A 19,168-nucleotide genomic window follows, 5' to 3' on the forward strand; every position below is an offset into this window, starting at 1 on the left:
CACAGATTCACAGAATACGTTAAATTTATCTGCCAAATCTGTGGCTAAACTTCCAATTCTTATCCTCTTGAAACCGAACCTTACCCTATTATTTACCCTATTTTCTGTTAGCTGCTTAGCACAAACCATCAAACCCGATTCAGTAAAAAAGCTTAGCGAGATTACAGTAAAAGGTTATTACAATCACCAACCCCTGTTAAGATCGGTATCTGCGGTGAATCTGATCGACAGCAGCGCAATCAGAAATCAACAGAGCAGTTCACTGGTGAGTACACTGAATTCCATTTCAGGTGTAAGAATGGAAGAACGTTCACCAGGCAGTTACCGCTTATCGCTTCGTGGAAGCTTATTACGTTCGCCTTTTGGCATCAGGAATATTAAAATCTATATCGATGATTTTCCTTTAACCGATGCTGGTGGTAACACTTATTTAAATGCGTTGGATATGGCCGCCATCGGCAACATAGAAATCTACAAAGGACCGGAGGCCAGTACATTTGGAGCAAATACAGGAGGTGCCGTTTTAATTAGTCCACCAAATTTTGAAAGAAATGAAATCAGTGTTTCTGCCATAGCTGGTTCATACGGACTTTTCCACCAAACGGCCGCTATCAATCATCAATTTAAAAATTACAGCTTTAATTTTACAGAGGGTTATCAAAAAAGTGATGGTTTCCGCCAGAATAGTGCCATGGATAGAAAGTATTTCCAAACGGCACACCAGTGGAATTATAGTACTGCCGGAAGTTTAAAAGCCTTTGCATTTTATAGTGACCTTGGATATCACACACCGGGAGGCTTAACTGCTGCTCAATTGGAACAAGATCCTAAATTGGCACGTCCTGCAACAGCCACACTACCTGGTGCCATTGCACAACAGGCAGCCATTTATAATAAAACTATTTTCGGCGGGCTATCCAATTCTTATCAGATCAATCCTCATTTTAAACATGTTATTGCGCTCTTTACATCATATACCGATTTCAAAAATCCTTTTATCACCAATTATGAAAAACGTTATGAAAGTACATTGGGCTTGCGTACATTTTTAGATTATGAAAAGGAATATGACGATTTTAAATTTAATGCACAAGTTGGGTTAGAAAGTTCAGCAACCAAAAGCGAAATCAATAATTTTAACAACAACGGTGGTGAAGCAACTTCCATGCAAGCTTCTGATCGTTTAAAAGCAAGCCAGGATTTTGCTTATTTAAGATTAAACTTCGATATCAACAGAAAGTTGCTGATTGAACTTGCATCAAGTCTTAATTTCTACAAGTATAAATACGAAAGTTATTTTCCTGTAGTGATCGCTTCACAACAACGGAAATTTGATCCACAATTTATGCCAAAGGTTGCGCTATCTTATTTAATAACGAACGATTTTTCTGCAAGGGCTTCAGTAAGTAGAGGCTATTCGCCACCCACTATCGCAGAGGTAAGGTCATCAGATAATAACATCAACAATAATTTGCAGGCAGAATCTGGCTGGAATTACGAACTCGGCTTGCGTTACAAAACAAAAAACAACCGCTTTTATGCCAATGCAAACCTATTCAGCTACCAGCTTCAGGATGCAATTGTAAGAAGGCTAAACCAAAATGATACAGAATATTTTATCAATGCCGGCGGAACAAAGCAAAGAGGCATTGAAATTGAAACAGCCATTTGGATTATCAGAAACCCTGCTTCTTTTTTAAGCGGGTTACAATTTAAAAGCAATTATACTTTTAGTCATTTCAGATTTAAAGATTTTGTAAGCGGTAATACAACTTATAGCGGCAATAAACTGACTGGTGTTCCGGCAAATATTTCAATTAACAGTTTGGAATTTAACTTTCCAAAAGAATGTTACCTTTTCCTGCAGCACAATTACACTTCTACCATACCATTAAATGATGCAAATACTGTTTTTGCCAAAAGATACCACCTTGTAGAAGCAAAAGCCGGCATCCGTAATGTAAAGCTGAGTAAAATCCATTTCGAATTATATGCGGGGGTAAATAATTTACTCAATGCTAATTATAGCCTGGGTAATGACTTAAATGCTGCAAACGGAAGATATTTTAATCCAGCGGCAGGAATCAATTTTTATACTGGCCTGGCTATAAAACTTTAACAATAAAAATTCCCACCAATAACTATTGTTATATGGTGGGAATCAGTGATGCTAAAATGCAGCAACTTTTTCGTTCGCTCTGATCACAAGGTCGTTGACAACGATATCAGTATTATAATGTCTTTTGCCATCCTTACCATCGTACGAAACTGCTTCCAATCTACCCTCAATAGTCAAACCGGTACCTTTCTTAATTTGGTTGGCCAGTTCAGCTTTCGCATTCCAAAATGTTAGGGTAAACCAATTCACTTTTTTAATTTCAACGCCATTAGCGTCTTTGTACGATTCATTTACAGCCATGTTAACTTTGGCAATTTTGTAATCTCCAACAATTTTAACATCGGCATCTGCCCCTGCAAATCCACTTAATACTACTTTGTTAGCTGCACTTTCCATAATCTTGAATTTTTATAAGTTTCTTAATGTTTAACGAACAGTCATCATAATCGATAACCGACAGGACAAAAGTGCAAGTAGATTCAGAAATTAGTCGGATTGTAAATATTTATAGTCGTTTATAAACGTTTATATTCGGATAAACCGCTCGTATGACCTCTAATAAGGTTTTTTATTTTTTTTCTTTCAACCATTTTATTTTATAATTTAGAACATCATCCCATAATAAAAAGAAATTATTATGGAACGTTTATGTTTAGATTGCGGAACCCTCGTAAAAGGGAGAACGGATAAAAAATTTTGCAATGATTCTTGTCGCAACAATTACAACAATCATTTAAAGATTAAAGACGATCTTGTTCTCAAACGGATTAACAGCATTTTAAAAAAGAACCGCAATATACTGATGCAACTTAACCCCAGTGGTAAGGCAAAGGTTACACGAAAAGAATTAATTGCTGCTGGCTTTAATTTTGATTACCATACTTATAGCTATACGGCTCAGAATGGAAATGTCTATATTTTCTGTTAAGAATATGGGTACCTTTTTTTAAATGATGAGCGGTATCTGTTGGTAAAAAGAGAAGAAAAACTTTGGTTAGCTTAATTGGTTCGAATTACAGAACAAAAATTGCGGTATTTTTTATTTAAGCTCCAGATGTTTACATTTAACAGCTTATGATAAATTACAACAACAAAGTTTTCAAACCCGTTAGCAATACCGAAAACGGCGAAACTTCAGATGAAACTGTTTTTACCTACCAACAGACAGGAAATATTCTTACTGCCGGATATACTGGTGGAAAAATTGTCTCTGGACATTTAATCGGTCTTGTGGATGAGCATGGCAATATCGAAATGAGGTATCACCAGGTAAATAATAAAGGAGAATTAATGACCGGAATTTGCCAGTCGGTACCAGAACATTTGCCGAATGGCAAAATCAGACTTCATGAAACCTGGCAGTGGACATCGGGCGACAGATCAAAAGGTAAATCTATTATTGAGGAACAATAAGGTTAATTATTTTGCACAAATCTCGTAAATAAGGTTAATGTGAGGTAGTTCATATAACTCTCTTAATGGTCAAAATTTATTACGTTCTTACAGCAGCTATTTCATGTGTTTGTACTATGATTACCACACCAGGTCGAGTAAAAATGCTACCATCCACAATTAAAAACTTAATTTTGATCAGCAGCCACCCATCCAAATTTTGAATAAACATGTCAATAAATAAAAGTCCGATTTTACATTTGCCTCCTTTGCTAAAAACTGCTGCTGATTTGATATACGATCCCTTAGGTTATCAAATCATTAACCTAAAAATGGAAAGTGAAAGTCAGGAATATTCAGCCTGCAGCTTCGAATTAAACAGTTTAAAAATTATCTACCGTGTTTCAAAAATCACCCCTACTAAAACCGGGCAGTTTGTAACCATATGGAAACGGAATAAGGCTGGGATTACTATTCCTTTTGATGAACAGGATGATTTTGACCTGATGATCATCACTGCAATAAGCGAGCACAACTTCGGTCAGTTTATTTTCCCGAAGAACACATTGGCACAACAAAGAATTATCACGAAAAATGGCGTGGGCGGAAAAAGAGGAATCAGAATTTATCCTCCATGGGATACCGTAACCAATAAACAGGCAGAGAAAACCCAGCAGTGGCAACTTGCATATTTTTTCTCTATTAATCTAAACCAATCTACCGATTTAGCATTGGCAAAGAAATTAATTAATACCTAGATTAAAATTAAACACAGCAAGTTTCGGGTAGGTTGCCCCATCACTACCGACTACTTTTGGTTATATTTTTTTTAAGACCATGAAAGCACAGGAAGAAATTAATTTCAACAGGATAGCCGAGGCCATCAGTTACATCAGGGCCAACTTTAAAACACAACCCGGCCTGGAAGAAATTGCAGAACAGGTAAATTTAAGTCCTTTTCATTTTCAAAGGTTATTTAGTGAATGGGCCGGTACCACACCCAAACGTTTTTTGCAATACATCAGTATCGGTTATGCCAAAGAAATGTTAAAAAGTAACCAGAGTTTATTTGATACCGCCCTCGAAACCGGATTATCAGGAACCAGCCGTTTACACGATCTTTTTGTAAATATTGAAGGCATGACGCCCGGAGAATATAAAAATGGTGGCGAAAATCTCCATATTAACTACAGTTTCGCAGAAAGTCCGTTCGGAAACATTATAGTAGCAAGTACACCTAAAGGAATCTGTCATATCGCATTTTATGAAGATGAAAATATTGCGTTTACCAATTTGCAAAAGCAGTTTCCATCAGCCCTTTACCAACAGTTATTGGATAAGGAGCAACAGAACGCTTTATATATTTTCAGTCACGATTGGAGCAAACTGCACCAGGTTAAGCTACATTTAAAAGGGACCGATTTTCAGTTAAAAGTTTGGGAAGCTTTGCTAAAAATACCAATGGGTAAATTGGCCACCTATGGTAACATTGCCAAACAATTACAAAACCAAAATGCATCAAGAGCTGTTGGAACTGCAATAGGCGATAATCCGGTAGCTTTTCTTATTCCCTGCCATCGGGTAATTCAATCGAGCGGTGCTTTAGGGGGTTATCATTGGGGTACAGATCGAAAAACGGCTATAATAGGATGGGAAGCAGCACAAGCCAACAAGCAAATATGAGGAACAATAGCCTAAACACAATGGATTTATTCAGCACCACAATAGATACCAATAAGAACCTGCTACCTTACGGCGGAACCGTAAATTATTATGGAAAATTATTCACCTTATCAGAAGCTGACCATTATTTCAATATCCTGATGAATACCATCGAGTGGAAAAATGATGAAGCTTTTATTATGGGTAAACACATCATCACCAAAAGAAAAGTAGCCTGGTATGGCGATGAATCGTATTCGTATACTTACTCCAATAAATCGAAATTGGCCCTCCCCTGGACAAAAGAACTGCTGGAATTAAAAAAACTCTCGGAAGCGCAAACCGGCACTACATTTAATTCCTGTTTACTCAACTTATACCACAATGGTGATGAAGGAATGGCCTACCACAGTGATGACGAAAAAGCATTGGCTAAAGATTCGGCTATTGCATCTTTAAGTTTCGGTGCCGAAAGAAGATTTTTATTCAAACACAAACAGACCAAAGAAACGGTTGCTTTATTTTTGGAAAATGGAAGTTTACTGGTAATGAAGGATGAAACACAAACAAACTGGCTGCACCGTTTGCCTCGTACTAAAAAAGTAAATCAGCCAAGGGTAAACCTAACGTTTAGGACGATGGTATAACAATGTTGATGAATTAAATTTTTAAAACACTGGGTTCAAACGTACAAGAAAAAAAAATGAGCACAAAATGCGCTCATTTTTCTTAAATAAACTATTCTATATTAATGCTTAAATTCTTTAATGTCTACAATACGGTCGTCATCTGCATTTTTCTTTAAAAACGATGTGCCATTTGCATTAGCCACCCAGGTATATCCATTTTGAATATTTCCAACCAGGGTTTCAGGCGCATTAATTAAATCGGCAGGCAAAGGCAGGTTAAAACTTTCACCTGTAGCGGTATTAACCTGGTATAAAGAATTAGCGGTTAAAAAAACCAAAGTTGTTTTATCCTTCGAGTACATAAAAAACTTCCCCTGGATCCGTTCGTCCGGGTTTTGTCTTTTTACAGGATATACCCTTGAGTTTATCGTTGTAATAAAAAAATCATTGTTGATCAGAATATTACTCCGTGTTAATTCTTCAAGGCCATTGGTATATTTTTTATCTTCAGCACCTTTTGATGCCTTATTTAAACTCACCACTTCAGTTACGCCATCTTTAACTGTAATGATATAAAATGGCGCCATTTTACCGGCATTATTGGCAACCTGTACCAATGCCGCTGTTTTTTGGGTATTGATAAAAGAGGCAAGGATAAATTTCTTTGCGGGTGCACTTGGTGCATCATCAATGGTAATGGTTGTATCTTTGTATTGAATGGCGAAACGATCGGCAGCAGCTGAGGCACCTGAATCTGTTTTTACAATGGTAAGAATGTTCTTTTTCGATTTAGGAAAAACGTTAAAATCTTCAGTGGCAGCAAATGCTTTTGCTTTGTAGGTTTTTTCTGAACTGCCACAACCGAATAAAACAACGGAAAGGAAGAGTGCATAAAGCGTAATTTTCATAGGTATGTTTATTTATATATTTTTTGCTAATTTATAATCTTTATTGCTTCCTTATAATCAAAGTCACCATAAAATTACTTGCCGATAAACTGTAAACAACTGCATTGGAAAGACGGGATGTACATAGGATTTCCCGTTGCTTTCAAAATCCATAGTTTAAACAAACTCAACTCCCGACTTATCGCTAAATTACTTATTTTTGATTTGAGAGATAAACAATGGCGAACCCTTCAAATTTTCTAACCAGGAATAAAAGTATAATCTTATACGGTTTGTTTCTGGCTTTATTGTTATTTCTATTAAAATGGCTCGAATTTCGCCTAATTATCATCAGCCATGCTTTCGAAATTTATGCAGGTTCGATAGCCGTTATTTTTACTGCTTTAGGGATCTGGCTGGCACTTAAATTAACCAAACCGAAAACCATCCTGATCGAAAAAGAAGTTTTTACACAAAAGCCGGAAATTTTTACCCTCAATGAAAACGCACTTGCCAGGTTAAACATTAGCAAAAGGGAACTAGAAGTTTTGCAGCTCATGTCCACAGGCTTAAGTAACCAGGAAATTGCCTTAAAATTATTTGTTTCGCTTAATACCATAAAAACGCATAATGCAAGGCTTTTCGAAAAACTTGAGGTTAAACGCCGAACACAAGCCATAGAAACGGCGAAAAGATTACATATTATTCCTTAACCGACTCATACTTTGGGGCTAAATTAGATGAATTTCAGAAAAATCACCCTTAAGTATGAAGGATAAAAAGAATGTTCCAACCAACTTTGCGGTACAAACTTTAAAAAATTTATAGAAATATGAAAAAGAACGTAATCGTATTCGGGCTCATTGCAGGATTTATCGTATCAGTTTTAATGGTACTTTCTATGGCTAGATGCTATGGTGATCCTAACCTTGAGCACAGCATGCTTATTGGCTATTCCTCTATGGTGCTGGCATTCTCATTTATTTTTGTGGGCATCAAAAACTACCGCGATAAATACAATCACGGCTCAATCAGCTTTGGTAAGGCTTTTAAAATCGGGCTTTTTATCAGCTTAATTGCCTCTACCATATATGTTGTGGTTTGGTTAATTGATTTTTATGTATTTATGCCAGATTTTATGGACAGATATGTAGCGCAGGCCTTGAGAGAAGCCAAAACCAATGGCGCCTCAGCAGCTGAAATTGCAAAGCAGACAAAAGAGCTGGCCGCTAATCAGCAGTTATACAAAAACCCTGTAATGGTTGTATTATTTACCTATATGGAAATTTTACCTGTGGGTATAGTGGTATCGCTTTTAGCTGCACTCATTTTAAAAAGAAGACCGGTTGCTCCCGTGGCTTTCCAATCGTAAAAAAAAGCTCATTTTGTAAATTACCTTAACTTTGATTGTGAAAGTCCTTAGATAAATGAAAATCTATATAGAAACAGCGCGTTTAATTTTGCGTGAATTGGTTACTGAAGATGCGGATGGCATGTTTGAAATGGACAGCGACCATGAGGTACAGCTTTACCTCGGTAACAATCCTGTAAAATCCATTGAGCAGAGCAAAGCAGATATAGCATTTATCAGAAAACAATATGTTGAAAATGGCATCGGCCGATGGGCAGTAATTGAAAAAGAAACAGGAAATTTTACAGGCTGGTGCGGCCTGAAACTGGTTAAGGAAACCAATAATAACCACACTAATTATTACGATCTTGGCTATCGGTTCAGCAAAAAGTACTGGGGAAAAGGATACGCCACGGAAACCGCAATGGCAACCAGAAATTATGGATTTGAGGTATTAATGCTTGATGAAATTATTGGCATTGCAGATACTGGTAACCGAGGATCAATCCATGTTTTAGAAAAAACGGGTTTAAAGCGCATTAATATTTTTGATTACCACGGCATACCGCACCATTGGATGAAGATTTCAAACCCAGTTTAGCGCGATTAAAGCTGATTCTTGCTTTTTATGGTTTAGTTTTTGATGGTTAAAGGAAAATTATTAAAACCATCGTTATGAAACACCTTATCTTCTGCGGAATGCTGATCTTACTATTTAGTTCTTGTAAAGAAAAATTAGATCCAGCATCCTTTACCAATACCAAATGGGAATTAACTGAGCTGCCGGGCTTAACGCTACCAAACTCATCAAAAGCAACCTTAAACTTTGCCGATAGCCTTAAAATAAGCGGAAAATCTTTTTGTAATAATTATGGCGGGCATGCCGAAATTGCCGATCATAAAATAATGGTTAAAAATGTTTTCGGTACTAAAATGTTCTGTCAGGAAACCGATGCGGCCGAGCGTTCGTACTTACATGCATTAAACCAGGTAAACAATGCAAAAGTAACAGACAATAAGCTTTACCTGCTTAACGGTGATAAAACACTGCTTGTTTTTACCAAAACGAATTAGAAAATTACAATCAAAAAGGCTGAACGAAGTATTTTTACTATTTTCGGCCTTTTGAGTTTAACGCAGAAGTAATGCCATCCATAAAAGAAAACCTTAGCTTTTTTTTCTCCACCGTAAGAAATGCATTTAGTTTATTTCAACAGAATGACCCTTTACGGCTGGCAGGTGCAACTGCGTTTTTTACCAATTTTGCCCTTCCCCCTATTTTAATTATCCTGATCAGGCTTTTCGGAATGTTTACCGACAGAAGGCTGCTGGCTACGCATCTGTTTGAGCGTTTGGCCAGCATACTGGATAACGAAAGTATTTTGCAGATCAGAACCACGCTTAGAAATATCAGGGGGGCCGATCAGGCCTGGTATGTTACGCTGTTCAGTTTTATATTTTTCCTTTTCGTTGCAACAACATTATTCAATGTAATTAAAAATTCACTCGAACAGATTTGGAACATCGGTCAAAAAGATAAAAAAGGGATTATCAATACGCTTAAATCCAGGGCGATTTCGGTTACCATTATCCTTTTGGCCGGAATATTGTTTTTTATTGGTTTACTGGCCGATAGCGTGCAGGCCTTTATCGGTGCATATTTAAAAAACGGATCACCATCTTTCGGCTTAGTGCTTACCTCCATTATCAACCAGTTGGTATTTGTGGTGATTGTAACTACTTGGTTTACAATATTATTCCGTTATTTAACCAACGGAAGGCCAACCTGGCGTGCAGCCATTTCGGGTGGATTGTTAACAGGTTGTTTATTTACCGCGGGTAAGTATATTTTAAGGATTCTTTTGCCATTGAGCAACATCAGTAACATTTATGGATCAGCAGGCTCCATAATCGTAATTATGCTTTTCGTGTTTTACTCCTCACTGATATTTTATTTCGGAGCATCGTTTATAAAAGCCTTAAGTGTAGGCAGGGCTACGCCGATTATACCAAAAAACGGATCATTTGCATACGAACTTACCGAGGTTGAACCGGAAAAAGAGCACTAATTCGCTCAGTAAACAAGGGTTGCAAAAGCATTTATTTGTTCAGATTCAGAATCAATTTATCAAGAAGGTTTTTTAACTGATTAATTTCATCATGGCTTATACCGAGATTATCTGACAGCTGAGCACGCAACACAGGAGCCTTTTCTTTTAAAGCATGTCCTTTTTCAGTAAGTGATATTACAATACTTCTTTCATCTTTTAATGACCTCACGCGTTCAACCAGTCCTGTTTCCTGCATGCGCTTAAGCAAAGGCGTTAAGGTATTGGATTGAAGCATCAGTTTCTGTGAAAGTGTGGTTAAGCTAACCGAATCAGTTTCCCAAAGCACCATTAACACAAGATACTGCGGATAGGTAATTCCAAAACTATCCAGCACTGGCTGATAACATTTGGTAACCAACCTGGAAGCAGCATACAGCGGGAAACACAGTTGATTTTCCAGTTTAATCGCATCATTTATTTCCATCACAACTTTCTTTACTAATCACAAAAAAGTATCCAGCTAAGTAAATAATTTTTAACTGAAATTTCCAATCACGAATTTAATCATTAAAAAATCGTTATTGCAGGGTAAGCAATAACGATTCTATTTTAATTCGATTAAATTACTTCCAGCTTCACATCAACGTTGCCGCGTGTGGCATTTGAGTATGGACAGATTGTGTGGGCTTTTTCTACCAGTTCCTGGGCTTGCGCTGCTTCAACTCCTGGTATATGCACCTGTAGGGATACACCAAGTGCAAAGCCTCCCTGCCCATTGGAGTGGAGCGAAACATTTGCTTTAACGCTAGAGGGTTCTTCAGGTTTAACTTTTGCCTGGCCCATAATTAAATTGAGCGCACTATCAAAACAGGCGGCATAGCCCGCAGCAAAAAGCTGTTCGGGGTTGGTATAGCCTTGTTCGCTTCCGCCTAATTCTTTTGGCATTCTAACTTCCAATTCCAACACACCATTTTCACTTGTTATTTTTCCATTACGTCCACCGGTTACAGTAGCACTAGTTTCATACAACGTTTTCATATTATGTCTATTTTTAAAATCGTAAACGATTATATCGTTTACGATACAAATGTAAACATCTATTTTTAAAATGCAAATTTTATTGCCAAAACTTATTTAATTCAAATGTTGGGCACAAAAAAAGGTGTTCATTATTACATGAACACCTTTTAAATCTTTGACAAGTAAGCTTACAAAATCCTATAACCTAAGCCAACTGTAAACAAGTTTAACTTGGTACCAGGATAACCGGCTTTATTAATTTTTGATAAACCAAGTTCGTAACGTGCATCAAAGCTCAACTTTTTAAGATCCAAGCCTGCACCGAACTGCCAGGCCAAAGCCTGGTTTTTAAAGTCGGCTCTGAAAACATTTCCAGCAGCCTGACCGAAACTTTGGTTTTCATCCAATATTAAGGAAAACATTGGTCCGGTGTTTAATCGAAGACCAATACCAGCGGCACCAAATTTAGTACCTACCAATAAAGGAACATCCAAACTTGTAAAACGAACTTTATTTACTTCTCCCGTTGCATCACTTACCAAATCTGCTTTCTTACCTGAAACATAAAGTTCTGGCTGGAAGTAAACACCTGCCGCTCCAACCCTGGCCCATAAGCCACCGTAAAAACCTGTACGGTTGTTACTGTTAAAAGTGTTTTCACTATCAAATTTCGAAAAATTTGCACCAGCTTTAATGCCCAGCTGGAATGATGGCAATACCTGTGCGCTGGCAAATAGGCCAACAAGCAAAAAGGCAACGGTTAAAGATAAAAATTTCATATGCGTTTAATTTTAGCTGGTGGCATTGTTGATCGCTTCCTGTTCTTTTAAGGCGTCAACATTGTTTTTATCACCAAAGTTTTGTGTTTTACCTGCAAAGTAATCTAAAATTCCTGAAATAGTATCTAAGTTATCAGCTAAATTTTGATGTATATCTGGTAGGTCTTTTTCTAAACGGCCATCACCAAGTTCAATATTATCAACTTCGATTTTTCCAATTTTCTGAATAAGTGCCTGTTGAGAGTTTTGTAAATCTTCCAATTCACGCACAATCTTCTCCATTAATTCAAACTTCTTTAAAGTGTTCATAGGTCTTATTTTTTAGTTCAACTATTTCTTATAAACCCACAGCCACTCATTTTGTTTTACACCGCATTTTTTTAACAGATAGATTTGGAATTGCCAAAAACAACTAATAAATTAGTTTAATAATTAATTATGATGAAAAGACTTTGCTATTTATTGATTTTTGTTTGCTTGCATCAAGTAACTTTCGCACAAACGGCCGCTGTGGTAGATAAGGAAAAACTATTTGAATTTTATCAAAATCAACGTTATGCCGAAGCTGGGCAGTATCTAAAAGAGATTTATGGTGAAAATATAACTGATATCAAAATCCTTAATCAGATGGGGTATTGCTTTTTAATGGGAGGTAACACTGTTGAGGCAGAAAAATTTTACACCAGGGCCTATACACTTCAATCACAAAATCTTCCCGTTCTTTTCAGTCTCGGCAACATCAGTACAAAGAGGGGAAATACCGAAAAGGCCAGGCGCTATTATGGAGAAATTCTGAAAATTGATACCAATAACTTTAATGTACACAAACTAATGGCCAATCTGTACAGTTCGCCAAAAGATGATTCGATAAAACGCATATATCTTTTAAAAGCAAACCAGATCAATCCAATTGAAGGTGATGTAGCAACCGACCTTGCAGAGGTACTTTCCAACTATCAGGAATATGAAAAGGCTTACAGTGTACTTGATATTGCCATTAAGGGAGACAGCGATAACCTGGTATTGCAACGTACAAAACTGCCCATTGCCAATCAGTTAAAAAAATACGCTGAGGTAATAGCCGCAGGAGAAAAATTATTAAAAGATGGTGCCGATGCGGGGGTAATAAAAGATGTAGCAAAGGCTTATTATTACACCAAACAATATCAGAAAGCAATTGATCTGTTTAAATTACTGGAAGCAACCGCTATGCAAAATGAGGCCACTTTATATTATACCTCACTCAGTTACCGGGCAATAAAAAATTATCCTCTGGCAGCTAATTATACCAAAAAAACAATTGATGAGGCTATTTCGCCAAATACCTCCAGTTACTATTCACTTTTAGGGCTGGTTTATGAAGAAAACAATCAACTGACGCTCGCAAACGGAGCTTATAAAAAAGGGCTGCAATTTAAAGTGAACGCTACCTTATATTACCGCCTTGCAGTATTTTACGATACCCGGTTAAAACAAGGTAAAAACGCCCTTAAATATTATAATCTTTATTTAAAAAGCAAACCGAGTTTAACGGATGATAAGGAAGAAATCAAGTTTACCAAAGATAGGATAGCACAATTAAACCTGACTGATTAAACCAGATCCTCGAAAACAGGTTTCACATTATCCCAAAATTCATCAAGTGCAATCATCCTGGGCTTAAAAAAGGAAATCAGTTGCGGCCAGTGCTGTTGGTTAAATATGCTCACCCCGGTAATGCTGATGGAAATCTGAGATACTGTTTTACCAAAATCATCGTCGGCATCTCTTATCCAATCCCATTCTTCGCCAACCGTATTGGTAAACAGTAGTTTAAATTCTTCGAACTGTTCAAATATGAGGTGCCTGATATCGGCATCTGAATGCGAAAGTTGAATGCTGATAAAAGCCTTTTTATTGTCGACATCCATTTTAAAAAAGATGTTCTTCACCCCTGTTTTGTAATTTGTCCAATTTACAGTAGAACCACTTGCAGAAGGAACAGGTTTCATGTATTGTCCGAAACTGATCCAAAATTGTTGACGTAAACGGGCTGATTCTTCTTTACTGTACATTTAATTTTTACTGCATCTGATGGAAAGTGCATCACAATTCAATTAATCTGTCTCCCCTTTAGCCTGTCGGAACGCCTGATCATGCATTTAAGCAAGTCCTTCGACAGGCTAAAGGAGACAAATTTATATGTTGATACAACTTTCTGTGAAGCCGCAATATTAAGCGATTAATATTTATATTCAAAATGATAGCTGCCAGAGCCAATCTGTTCTTTTTTATCGCTTTTTGGCAAAACTACGGTTGCGGAGGCATTAGGCGGAATCGTTACATCAAGCTTAAAAAGGCCTTCGGCAATTGTCCATGATGATTTAACAGTACCATAAACAGTTTCCAGTTCGGCAGATGCAGCTGTTAATTTTCCACCTGGCCGGGGCGCAATAACAACCGATTTATAGCCCGGTTGATCTGCTACGGGATTAATGCCGGCAATATTTTTATACATCCAATCGCCAATAGCACCATATGCATAGTGGTTAAAACTATTCATATCTGCCGTCTGAAAAGATCCATCTTGTTTGATGCCATCCCATCGTTCCCAAATGGTGGTGGCCCCCATTTTTACAGGGTAAAGCCATGAAGGGTAACTTTCCTGCATTAAAAGATCATATGCAACACTTTCATGCCCGAAGCGGCTTAATACATGGCATAGGTATGGGGTGCCCAAAAAACCTGTTGTTAAGTGGTTTCCGTAATCTCTCACGTTATCTACCAACCTTTGAGCAGCCTGCGCACGCAGATTTTCGGGCAGCATATCAAACTGTAAAGCTAAAACATAGGCCGTTTGCGTATTCGAAATCAATTTACCGCTCGGGGTCATATTTTCTTTGATATAAGCGGCTTTTATCTGTTCGAGCAGTGTAGTGTATTTGGCCACATCATCAGCTTTGCCCAAAACTTTTGCAGCATTTAGCAACAATTGTGTAGAGTGTGCATAAAAAGTTTGAGCGATCATGTATTTATCGGTAACAGCAGCACGGCCGTCGTTATCATCATTAGGGCGGTAAAACAACCAGTCTCCAAAGTGGGATCCTGTATTCCAAAGGTTGTTTTTTGATACTGATGTGATATAATCGACCCACTTTTTCATGCTGCCATATTGCGTTTCCAGTATGCCTTTATCACCATAAGCTATATACATATCCCAGGGGATAATCGTGGCTACATCTGCCCAGCCGGCCGATCCGGCATCACTTTGATTTAGCACATTGGGTACCACAAAAGGTACACTCCCGCTAGGAAGCTGATCCGCAGAAACATCTTTCAACCATTTGGTAAAAAAGCCCGATACATCCATATTGTAAGCGGCCGTTGTTGCAAAGGCCTGCGCATCACCCGTCCAGCCCAAACGTTCGTCCCTTTGAGGGCAATCTGTTGGTACATCTACAAAATTACCCTTCTGCCCCCATGAAATGTTGTGTTGCAGCTGGTTTAAAAGTGCATTGGAAGTGCTAAATTTTCCGCTGGTTTTCATATCAGAATAAACAGCCACAGCGGTGAGGTTTTCGAGTTTAAGTTCGCCCGGATAGCCTTCAATTTTAACATACCTAAATCCCTGAAATGAAAAATGTGGCTCGAATACCTGTTCGGTTTCACCCTTTAAAATATAGTTATTCTGCTGTTTGGCCGATCTGAGGTTGGTGGTGTAAAAATTGCCTTCTTTGGTTAATACTTCTGCATGACTGATGGAAATTTTTGTCCCGGCAGCACCTTTTGCTTTCAACATCACCCAGCCTACCAAATTCTGCCCAAAATCAACAACAGTTTCTCCAAGTGGGGTTTTGAATATTTTCAAGGCCTTAAATTCTTCATGTTTACTTACTTGCGGCCCACTCATTCCGATCAGTTTCTCCGGTCCGCTGGCTATTTCCTGAACTGGTTTCCAGCTGGCATTTTCTTTGAAACCGTAAGTATTCCAACCCGCAATTTCCAATCTTGCATCATAGGTTTCTCCATCATATATGTTTGATGAACGTATTGGCCCGTAAGCGGTTTTCCAACTGTTATCGGTGATAAAGGTCTCTTTGCTTCCGTCGTTATATTCTACTTCAAGCTGTAACAATAAAGCCCTGGTATCGCCATAAAACTGTTTTTGGTTGGCAAAACCGATCCGGCCTTTGTACCATCCATCGCCAAGCGAAACACCAATTACGTTCCCACCTTTTTTCAATGATTTTTTAATATCGTAAACCTGGTACTGAATGTGGTCTTTATAGCTCGTCCATCCTGGTGCAAAATATGCATTTCCCACACGCGTCCCGTTGATGTGGGCCTCATATAAACCTTTTGCAGTAATATATGCCACTGCAGATTTAATTTCTTTTTTGAGCGTAATTTCTTTTCTAAAAAGCGGACTGGCCATAGCAGTATCCCTTCCTTCTACCGAAATCCATTTTGCGCTCCAGTCCTCAGGTTTTAAGCCTGTTTGGAAATACTGAACCGGAGACCATGCAGATGTATTTCCATGATTATCTTTTACCCTTACCTGCCAGTAATACCTGGTTTTTGAGGAAAGTGCAGGGCCATTGTAGGCAACAAGCACGGATTGATCGTTATTAACGGTTGCTTTCCATAAAACCCGATCAATTTTTGCTGAGGTACCCAGTCTTATTTCGTAATTATTCTGTTTGGTATTTTTGATATCCGAGTTGATCTTCCAGCTAAACCTGGGTTTTGGATTATCAATACTAAAAGGATTTACTAAATGCTCAACAGTTAAATCTCTTACTGAAATTTTCTGCGCAAATATTTGTGTGGTAAATAACAACAAAAATGCAGTGTTTAGCACTGCAAATGAGTGACGGAAAATCTTGTTCATAAATGGTTAGCGTTAATTTTTAGTCTTAACACCACGATATTGAGAAATATTATCCGCTCAACCATCCTGCACTGTCATGAAAAATTAAGCGTTACATCTACGCCAATAAGTACTTAAAAAACTAATTAACAATCCGTTAATAAATAAAAATGAATTAAAAATAATGTTAGCGGTTCATTAAACGGGCTACATATTTCCCAATGATATCGAACTCTAAATTTACAGTATCGCCAACTTCAACTTCCTGTAAATTGGTATGTTCAAAAGTGTAAGGAATAATGAATACTGAAAATTCATCATCTGCCGAATTTACAACCGTTAGGCTGATTCCGTTTACGCAGGCCGATCCTTTCTCCACGGTTACGTTTCCGGCAGAAGCATCGTACTTAAAACGGTATTCCCAGCTGCCATCCAGTTCTTCGCGTTTGATACAAACCGCAGTCTGGTCTACATGGCCCTGCACAATGTGTCCGTCCAAACGTGCATTCATCTGCATACAGCGCTCCAGATTAACCTTGCTGCCTACTTTTAAAGCATCTAAATTGGTTTTGTTTAGCGTTTCATCTATTGCCGTAACAGTATGTGTTCCATCATTTAATGCCACAACAGTTAAACAAACTCCGTTATGCGCAACGCTCTGGTCTATTTTCAGCTCATGGCTGATGGATGATGAAATGGTAAAATGAATGTTTGTGTGATCGTTTTTAATGGCGGTAACCTCGCCAAGTGTTTCTATAATTCCTGTGAACATTTATAATGTATTTTTTTTCATCGTCATTCCCGCGCAGGCGGGAATCTTAATCCTCAATACAAATCCTACCGAGGTATTGCGATTCGCAATCAAGTTGATAATGACGATCGCGCTAAATCTATTTGTTAATATTTCAATCTATTTTTTCTCCAGTCTGAAGTTTTTTTAACCACGTCACTTCCTACCGTAACCGCTTGTTTACTAAAAAGTTGTGCAGCGATCAACGCAGCGATCAGTGCTTCTGTTTCATCCTGTACCTTCAAATTTTCAGCTTTAAAGTATTTCCCTACAAAATGGGTATCAAAGTTGCCACCTTTAAATACTTCGTGCTGCATTACAAATTTACCAAAACCCAAGGTAGTTTCTATCCCGGTAATATCATATTCTTCAATGGCCCTAACCATACGGTCAATGGCCTCTTCCCTGCTTTTACCATAAGTAATCAGTTTGGCGATCATCGGATCATAATAAATCGGAATTTCCATGCCCTGCTCAAAGCCATCATCAACCCTTACGCCATTGCCTTTAGGTGTATTATAGGTTTGCAGGGTACCGATATCGGGAAGGAAATTATTCGCCGGATCTTCTGCATAAACCCTGAGTTCAACCGCATGACCACTTATTTTTAAATCTTCCTGAGAAAAACTCAATTTTTCGCCCGAAGCGATTTTAATCTGCTCTTTTACCAGATCAATACCTGTAATCAGCTCCGTTACCGGGTGCTCCACCTGTAAGCGGGTATTCATTTCCAGGAAAAAGAAATCCAGGTTTTCATCCAGAATGAATTCTACTGTACCTGCTCCGGTGTAGTTTACCGAACGGGCCACATCTACAGCACATTTACCCATCTGCTGCCTTATTTCTTCAGTTAAAATAGATGAGGGTGCTTCTTCCACCACTTTCTGATGACGGCGTTGCACGGAACATTCCCGTTCAAAAAGATGAACAATATTGCCATGGGTATCGCCCAATACCTGTATTTCGATGTGCCTTGGCGAGGTAACATAGCGTTCGATAAAAACCGCGCCATCACCAAAGGCTGAAGTAGCCTCACTAATGGCAAGCTGCATCTGCTCTTCAAAATCTTCCGCTCGCTCTACTATACGCATCCCCTTGCCACCACCGCCAGCAGCAGCTTTAATTAAAATGGGAAAGCCAACTTCGATAGCGCGTTGTTTTGCTTCATTAACATCCTCAATGGCCTCTTCCGTTCCCGGCACCATGGGGATGTTGTATTTTAATGCCGCTGCCTTTGCAGATAATTTATTACCCATCGTTTCCATGGCCTGCGGAGATGGACCGACCAAAATCAACCCTGCATCAGCAACTTTTTGTGCAAAACCTGCATTTTCAGATAAAAAACCATAACCAGGATGAATGGCTTGGGCACCTGTTAGTTTGCAGGCATCGATAATTTTTTCACCAACCAGATAACTTTGATTGGAAGGTGCTGGTCCGATAAAAACTGCTTCATCCGCATAACGAACATGAAGTGCATTCCGGTCGGCTTCAGAAAAAACAGCTACGGTTTTTATTCCCATTTCCTTTGCAGAACGCATAATGCGCAAAGCAATTTCACCACGGTTAGCGATGAGCAGTTTTGAAATTGGAGCTAGAGGTTTGGAGGAATCAGGCATTTTGGTTAGACTTTATATAT

The 19,168-nt window shown here is 38.3% G+C and carries 22 protein-coding genes; 12 read left to right on the forward strand and 10 right to left on the reverse strand.

Going from position 1 to position 19,168, the window contains the following annotated elements:
• Positions 1-40 precede the first annotated feature (40 nt).
• On the forward strand, positions 41-2,119 hold the full coding sequence (locus ASE74_RS23610; protein WP_235526208.1) for a TonB-dependent receptor: 2,079 nt from the start codon (positions 41-43) through the stop codon (positions 2,117-2,119).
• A gap of 51 nt (positions 2,120-2,170) precedes the next feature.
• On the opposite strand, the gene ASE74_RS23615 is transcribed toward ASE74_RS23610, so the two are convergent.
• Positions 2,171-2,515 carry a single-stranded DNA-binding protein gene (locus ASE74_RS23615; protein ID WP_055915043.1) on the reverse strand — a complete coding sequence of 115 codons (345 nt, stop codon included), beginning with the start codon at positions 2,513-2,515 and terminating at the stop codon, positions 2,171-2,173.
• 241 nt (positions 2,516-2,756) lie between these two features.
• On the opposite strand from ASE74_RS23615, the gene ASE74_RS23620 reads away from it, so the two are divergent.
• From ASE74_RS23620 to ASE74_RS23640, 5 genes are all read left to right on the forward strand, one after another.
• Entirely contained in the window at positions 2,757-3,047 is a 291-nt protein-coding gene (locus ASE74_RS23620) for a hypothetical protein (protein WP_055915046.1), read from the forward strand.
• A 146-nt stretch (positions 3,048-3,193) separates the two neighbouring features.
• Positions 3,194-3,532 carry a hypothetical protein gene (locus tag ASE74_RS23625; protein ID WP_055915049.1) on the forward strand — a complete coding sequence of 113 codons (339 nt, stop codon included), beginning with the start codon at positions 3,194-3,196 and terminating at the stop codon, positions 3,530-3,532.
• Positions 3,533-3,741: 209 nt separating this feature from the next.
• The gene (locus ASE74_RS23630) at positions 3,742-4,269 is read left to right on the forward strand and encodes a MepB family protein (RefSeq protein WP_055915052.1); all 528 of its coding nucleotides are present in this window, start codon (positions 3,742-3,744) and stop codon (positions 4,267-4,269) included.
• Between the two features lie 79 nt (positions 4,270-4,348).
• The gene (locus ASE74_RS23635) at positions 4,349-5,194 is read left to right on the forward strand and encodes a methylated-DNA--[protein]-cysteine S-methyltransferase (protein ID WP_055915054.1); all 846 of its coding nucleotides are present in this window, start codon (positions 4,349-4,351) and stop codon (positions 5,192-5,194) included.
• A 20-nt stretch (positions 5,195-5,214) separates the two neighbouring features.
• On the forward strand, positions 5,215-5,820 hold the full coding sequence (locus tag ASE74_RS23640; RefSeq protein ID WP_055915058.1) for an alpha-ketoglutarate-dependent dioxygenase AlkB: 606 nt from the start codon (positions 5,215-5,217) through the stop codon (positions 5,818-5,820).
• Between the two features lie 101 nt (positions 5,821-5,921).
• Here ASE74_RS23640 and ASE74_RS23645 read toward each other — a convergent pair whose 3' ends face one another.
• Complete coding sequence (locus ASE74_RS23645) at positions 5,922-6,710, reverse strand: hypothetical protein (protein WP_055915061.1); 789 nt, start codon at positions 6,708-6,710, stop codon at positions 5,922-5,924.
• 218 nt (positions 6,711-6,928) lie between these two features.
• Here ASE74_RS23645 and ASE74_RS23650 point away from each other — a divergent pair, with 218 nt between their 5' ends.
• From ASE74_RS23650 to ASE74_RS23670, 5 genes are all read left to right on the forward strand, one after another.
• Positions 6,929-7,402, forward strand: coding sequence for a response regulator transcription factor (locus ASE74_RS23650; protein ID WP_055915065.1), 474 nt, complete (start codon positions 6,929-6,931; stop codon positions 7,400-7,402).
• A gap of 119 nt (positions 7,403-7,521) precedes the next feature.
• Positions 7,522-8,061 carry a DUF4199 domain-containing protein gene (locus ASE74_RS23655; RefSeq protein WP_055915067.1) on the forward strand — a complete coding sequence of 180 codons (540 nt, stop codon included), beginning with the start codon at positions 7,522-7,524 and terminating at the stop codon, positions 8,059-8,061.
• A 55-nt stretch (positions 8,062-8,116) separates the two neighbouring features.
• Positions 8,117-8,641, forward strand: a complete 525-nt coding sequence (locus ASE74_RS23660) for a GNAT family N-acetyltransferase (protein ID WP_055915070.1) — start codon at positions 8,117-8,119, stop codon at positions 8,639-8,641.
• 74 nt (positions 8,642-8,715) lie between these two features.
• On the forward strand, positions 8,716-9,114 hold the full coding sequence (locus tag ASE74_RS23665; RefSeq protein ID WP_055915073.1) for an META domain-containing protein: 399 nt from the start codon (positions 8,716-8,718) through the stop codon (positions 9,112-9,114).
• A gap of 71 nt (positions 9,115-9,185) precedes the next feature.
• On the forward strand, positions 9,186-10,109 hold the full coding sequence (locus ASE74_RS23670) for a YihY/virulence factor BrkB family protein (protein ID WP_055915076.1): 924 nt from the start codon (positions 9,186-9,188) through the stop codon (positions 10,107-10,109).
• A gap of 31 nt (positions 10,110-10,140) precedes the next feature.
• Here the strand turns inward: ASE74_RS23670 and ASE74_RS23675 are convergent, their stop codons facing one another.
• The 4 genes from ASE74_RS23675 to ASE74_RS23690 form a co-directional block, all read right to left on the reverse strand.
• Positions 10,141-10,575: a MarR family winged helix-turn-helix transcriptional regulator gene (locus tag ASE74_RS23675; RefSeq protein ID WP_055915078.1), complete on the reverse strand. Its 435-nt coding sequence runs from the start codon at positions 10,573-10,575 to the stop codon at positions 10,141-10,143.
• A 134-nt stretch (positions 10,576-10,709) separates the two neighbouring features.
• Complete coding sequence (locus tag ASE74_RS23680; RefSeq protein ID WP_055915080.1) at positions 10,710-11,129, reverse strand: organic hydroperoxide resistance protein; 420 nt, start codon at positions 11,127-11,129, stop codon at positions 10,710-10,712.
• 170 nt (positions 11,130-11,299) lie between these two features.
• Positions 11,300-11,890: a porin family protein gene (locus ASE74_RS23685; RefSeq protein ID WP_055915085.1), complete on the reverse strand. Its 591-nt coding sequence runs from the start codon at positions 11,888-11,890 to the stop codon at positions 11,300-11,302.
• A gap of 12 nt (positions 11,891-11,902) precedes the next feature.
• Positions 11,903-12,199, reverse strand: coding sequence for a hypothetical protein (locus ASE74_RS23690; protein ID WP_055915088.1), 297 nt, complete (start codon positions 12,197-12,199; stop codon positions 11,903-11,905).
• 129 nt (positions 12,200-12,328) lie between these two features.
• Between ASE74_RS23690 and ASE74_RS23695 the strand changes: the two genes are divergently transcribed.
• A complete protein-coding gene (locus tag ASE74_RS23695) occupies positions 12,329-13,486 on the forward strand; it encodes a lipopolysaccharide assembly protein LapB (RefSeq protein WP_157255517.1) in 1,158 nt (385 codons plus the stop codon).
• Here ASE74_RS23695 and ASE74_RS23700 read toward each other — a convergent pair.
• From ASE74_RS23700 to accC, 4 genes are all read right to left on the reverse strand, one after another.
• Complete coding sequence (locus ASE74_RS23700) at positions 13,483-13,944, reverse strand: DUF4268 domain-containing protein (protein WP_055915094.1); 462 nt, start codon at positions 13,942-13,944, stop codon at positions 13,483-13,485. The two genes, ASE74_RS23695 and ASE74_RS23700, sit on opposite strands and share 4 nt — an antisense overlap.
• A gap of 167 nt (positions 13,945-14,111) precedes the next feature.
• On the reverse strand, positions 14,112-16,760 hold the full coding sequence (locus tag ASE74_RS23705) for a glycoside hydrolase family 78 protein (RefSeq protein ID WP_055915098.1): 2,649 nt from the start codon (positions 16,758-16,760) through the stop codon (positions 14,112-14,114).
• A 166-nt stretch (positions 16,761-16,926) separates the two neighbouring features.
• Entirely contained in the window at positions 16,927-17,511 is a 585-nt protein-coding gene (locus ASE74_RS23710; protein WP_055915101.1) for a riboflavin synthase, read from the reverse strand.
• A gap of 125 nt (positions 17,512-17,636) precedes the next feature.
• Entirely contained in the window at positions 17,637-19,148 is a 1,512-nt protein-coding gene (gene accC, locus ASE74_RS23715) for an acetyl-CoA carboxylase biotin carboxylase subunit (protein WP_055915104.1), read from the reverse strand.
• Positions 19,149-19,168: the final 20 nt, after the last annotated feature.

It is taken from the genome of Pedobacter sp. Leaf216 (assembly GCF_001421515.1).
Classification (GTDB): Bacteria; Bacteroidota; Bacteroidia; order Sphingobacteriales; family Sphingobacteriaceae; genus Pedobacter.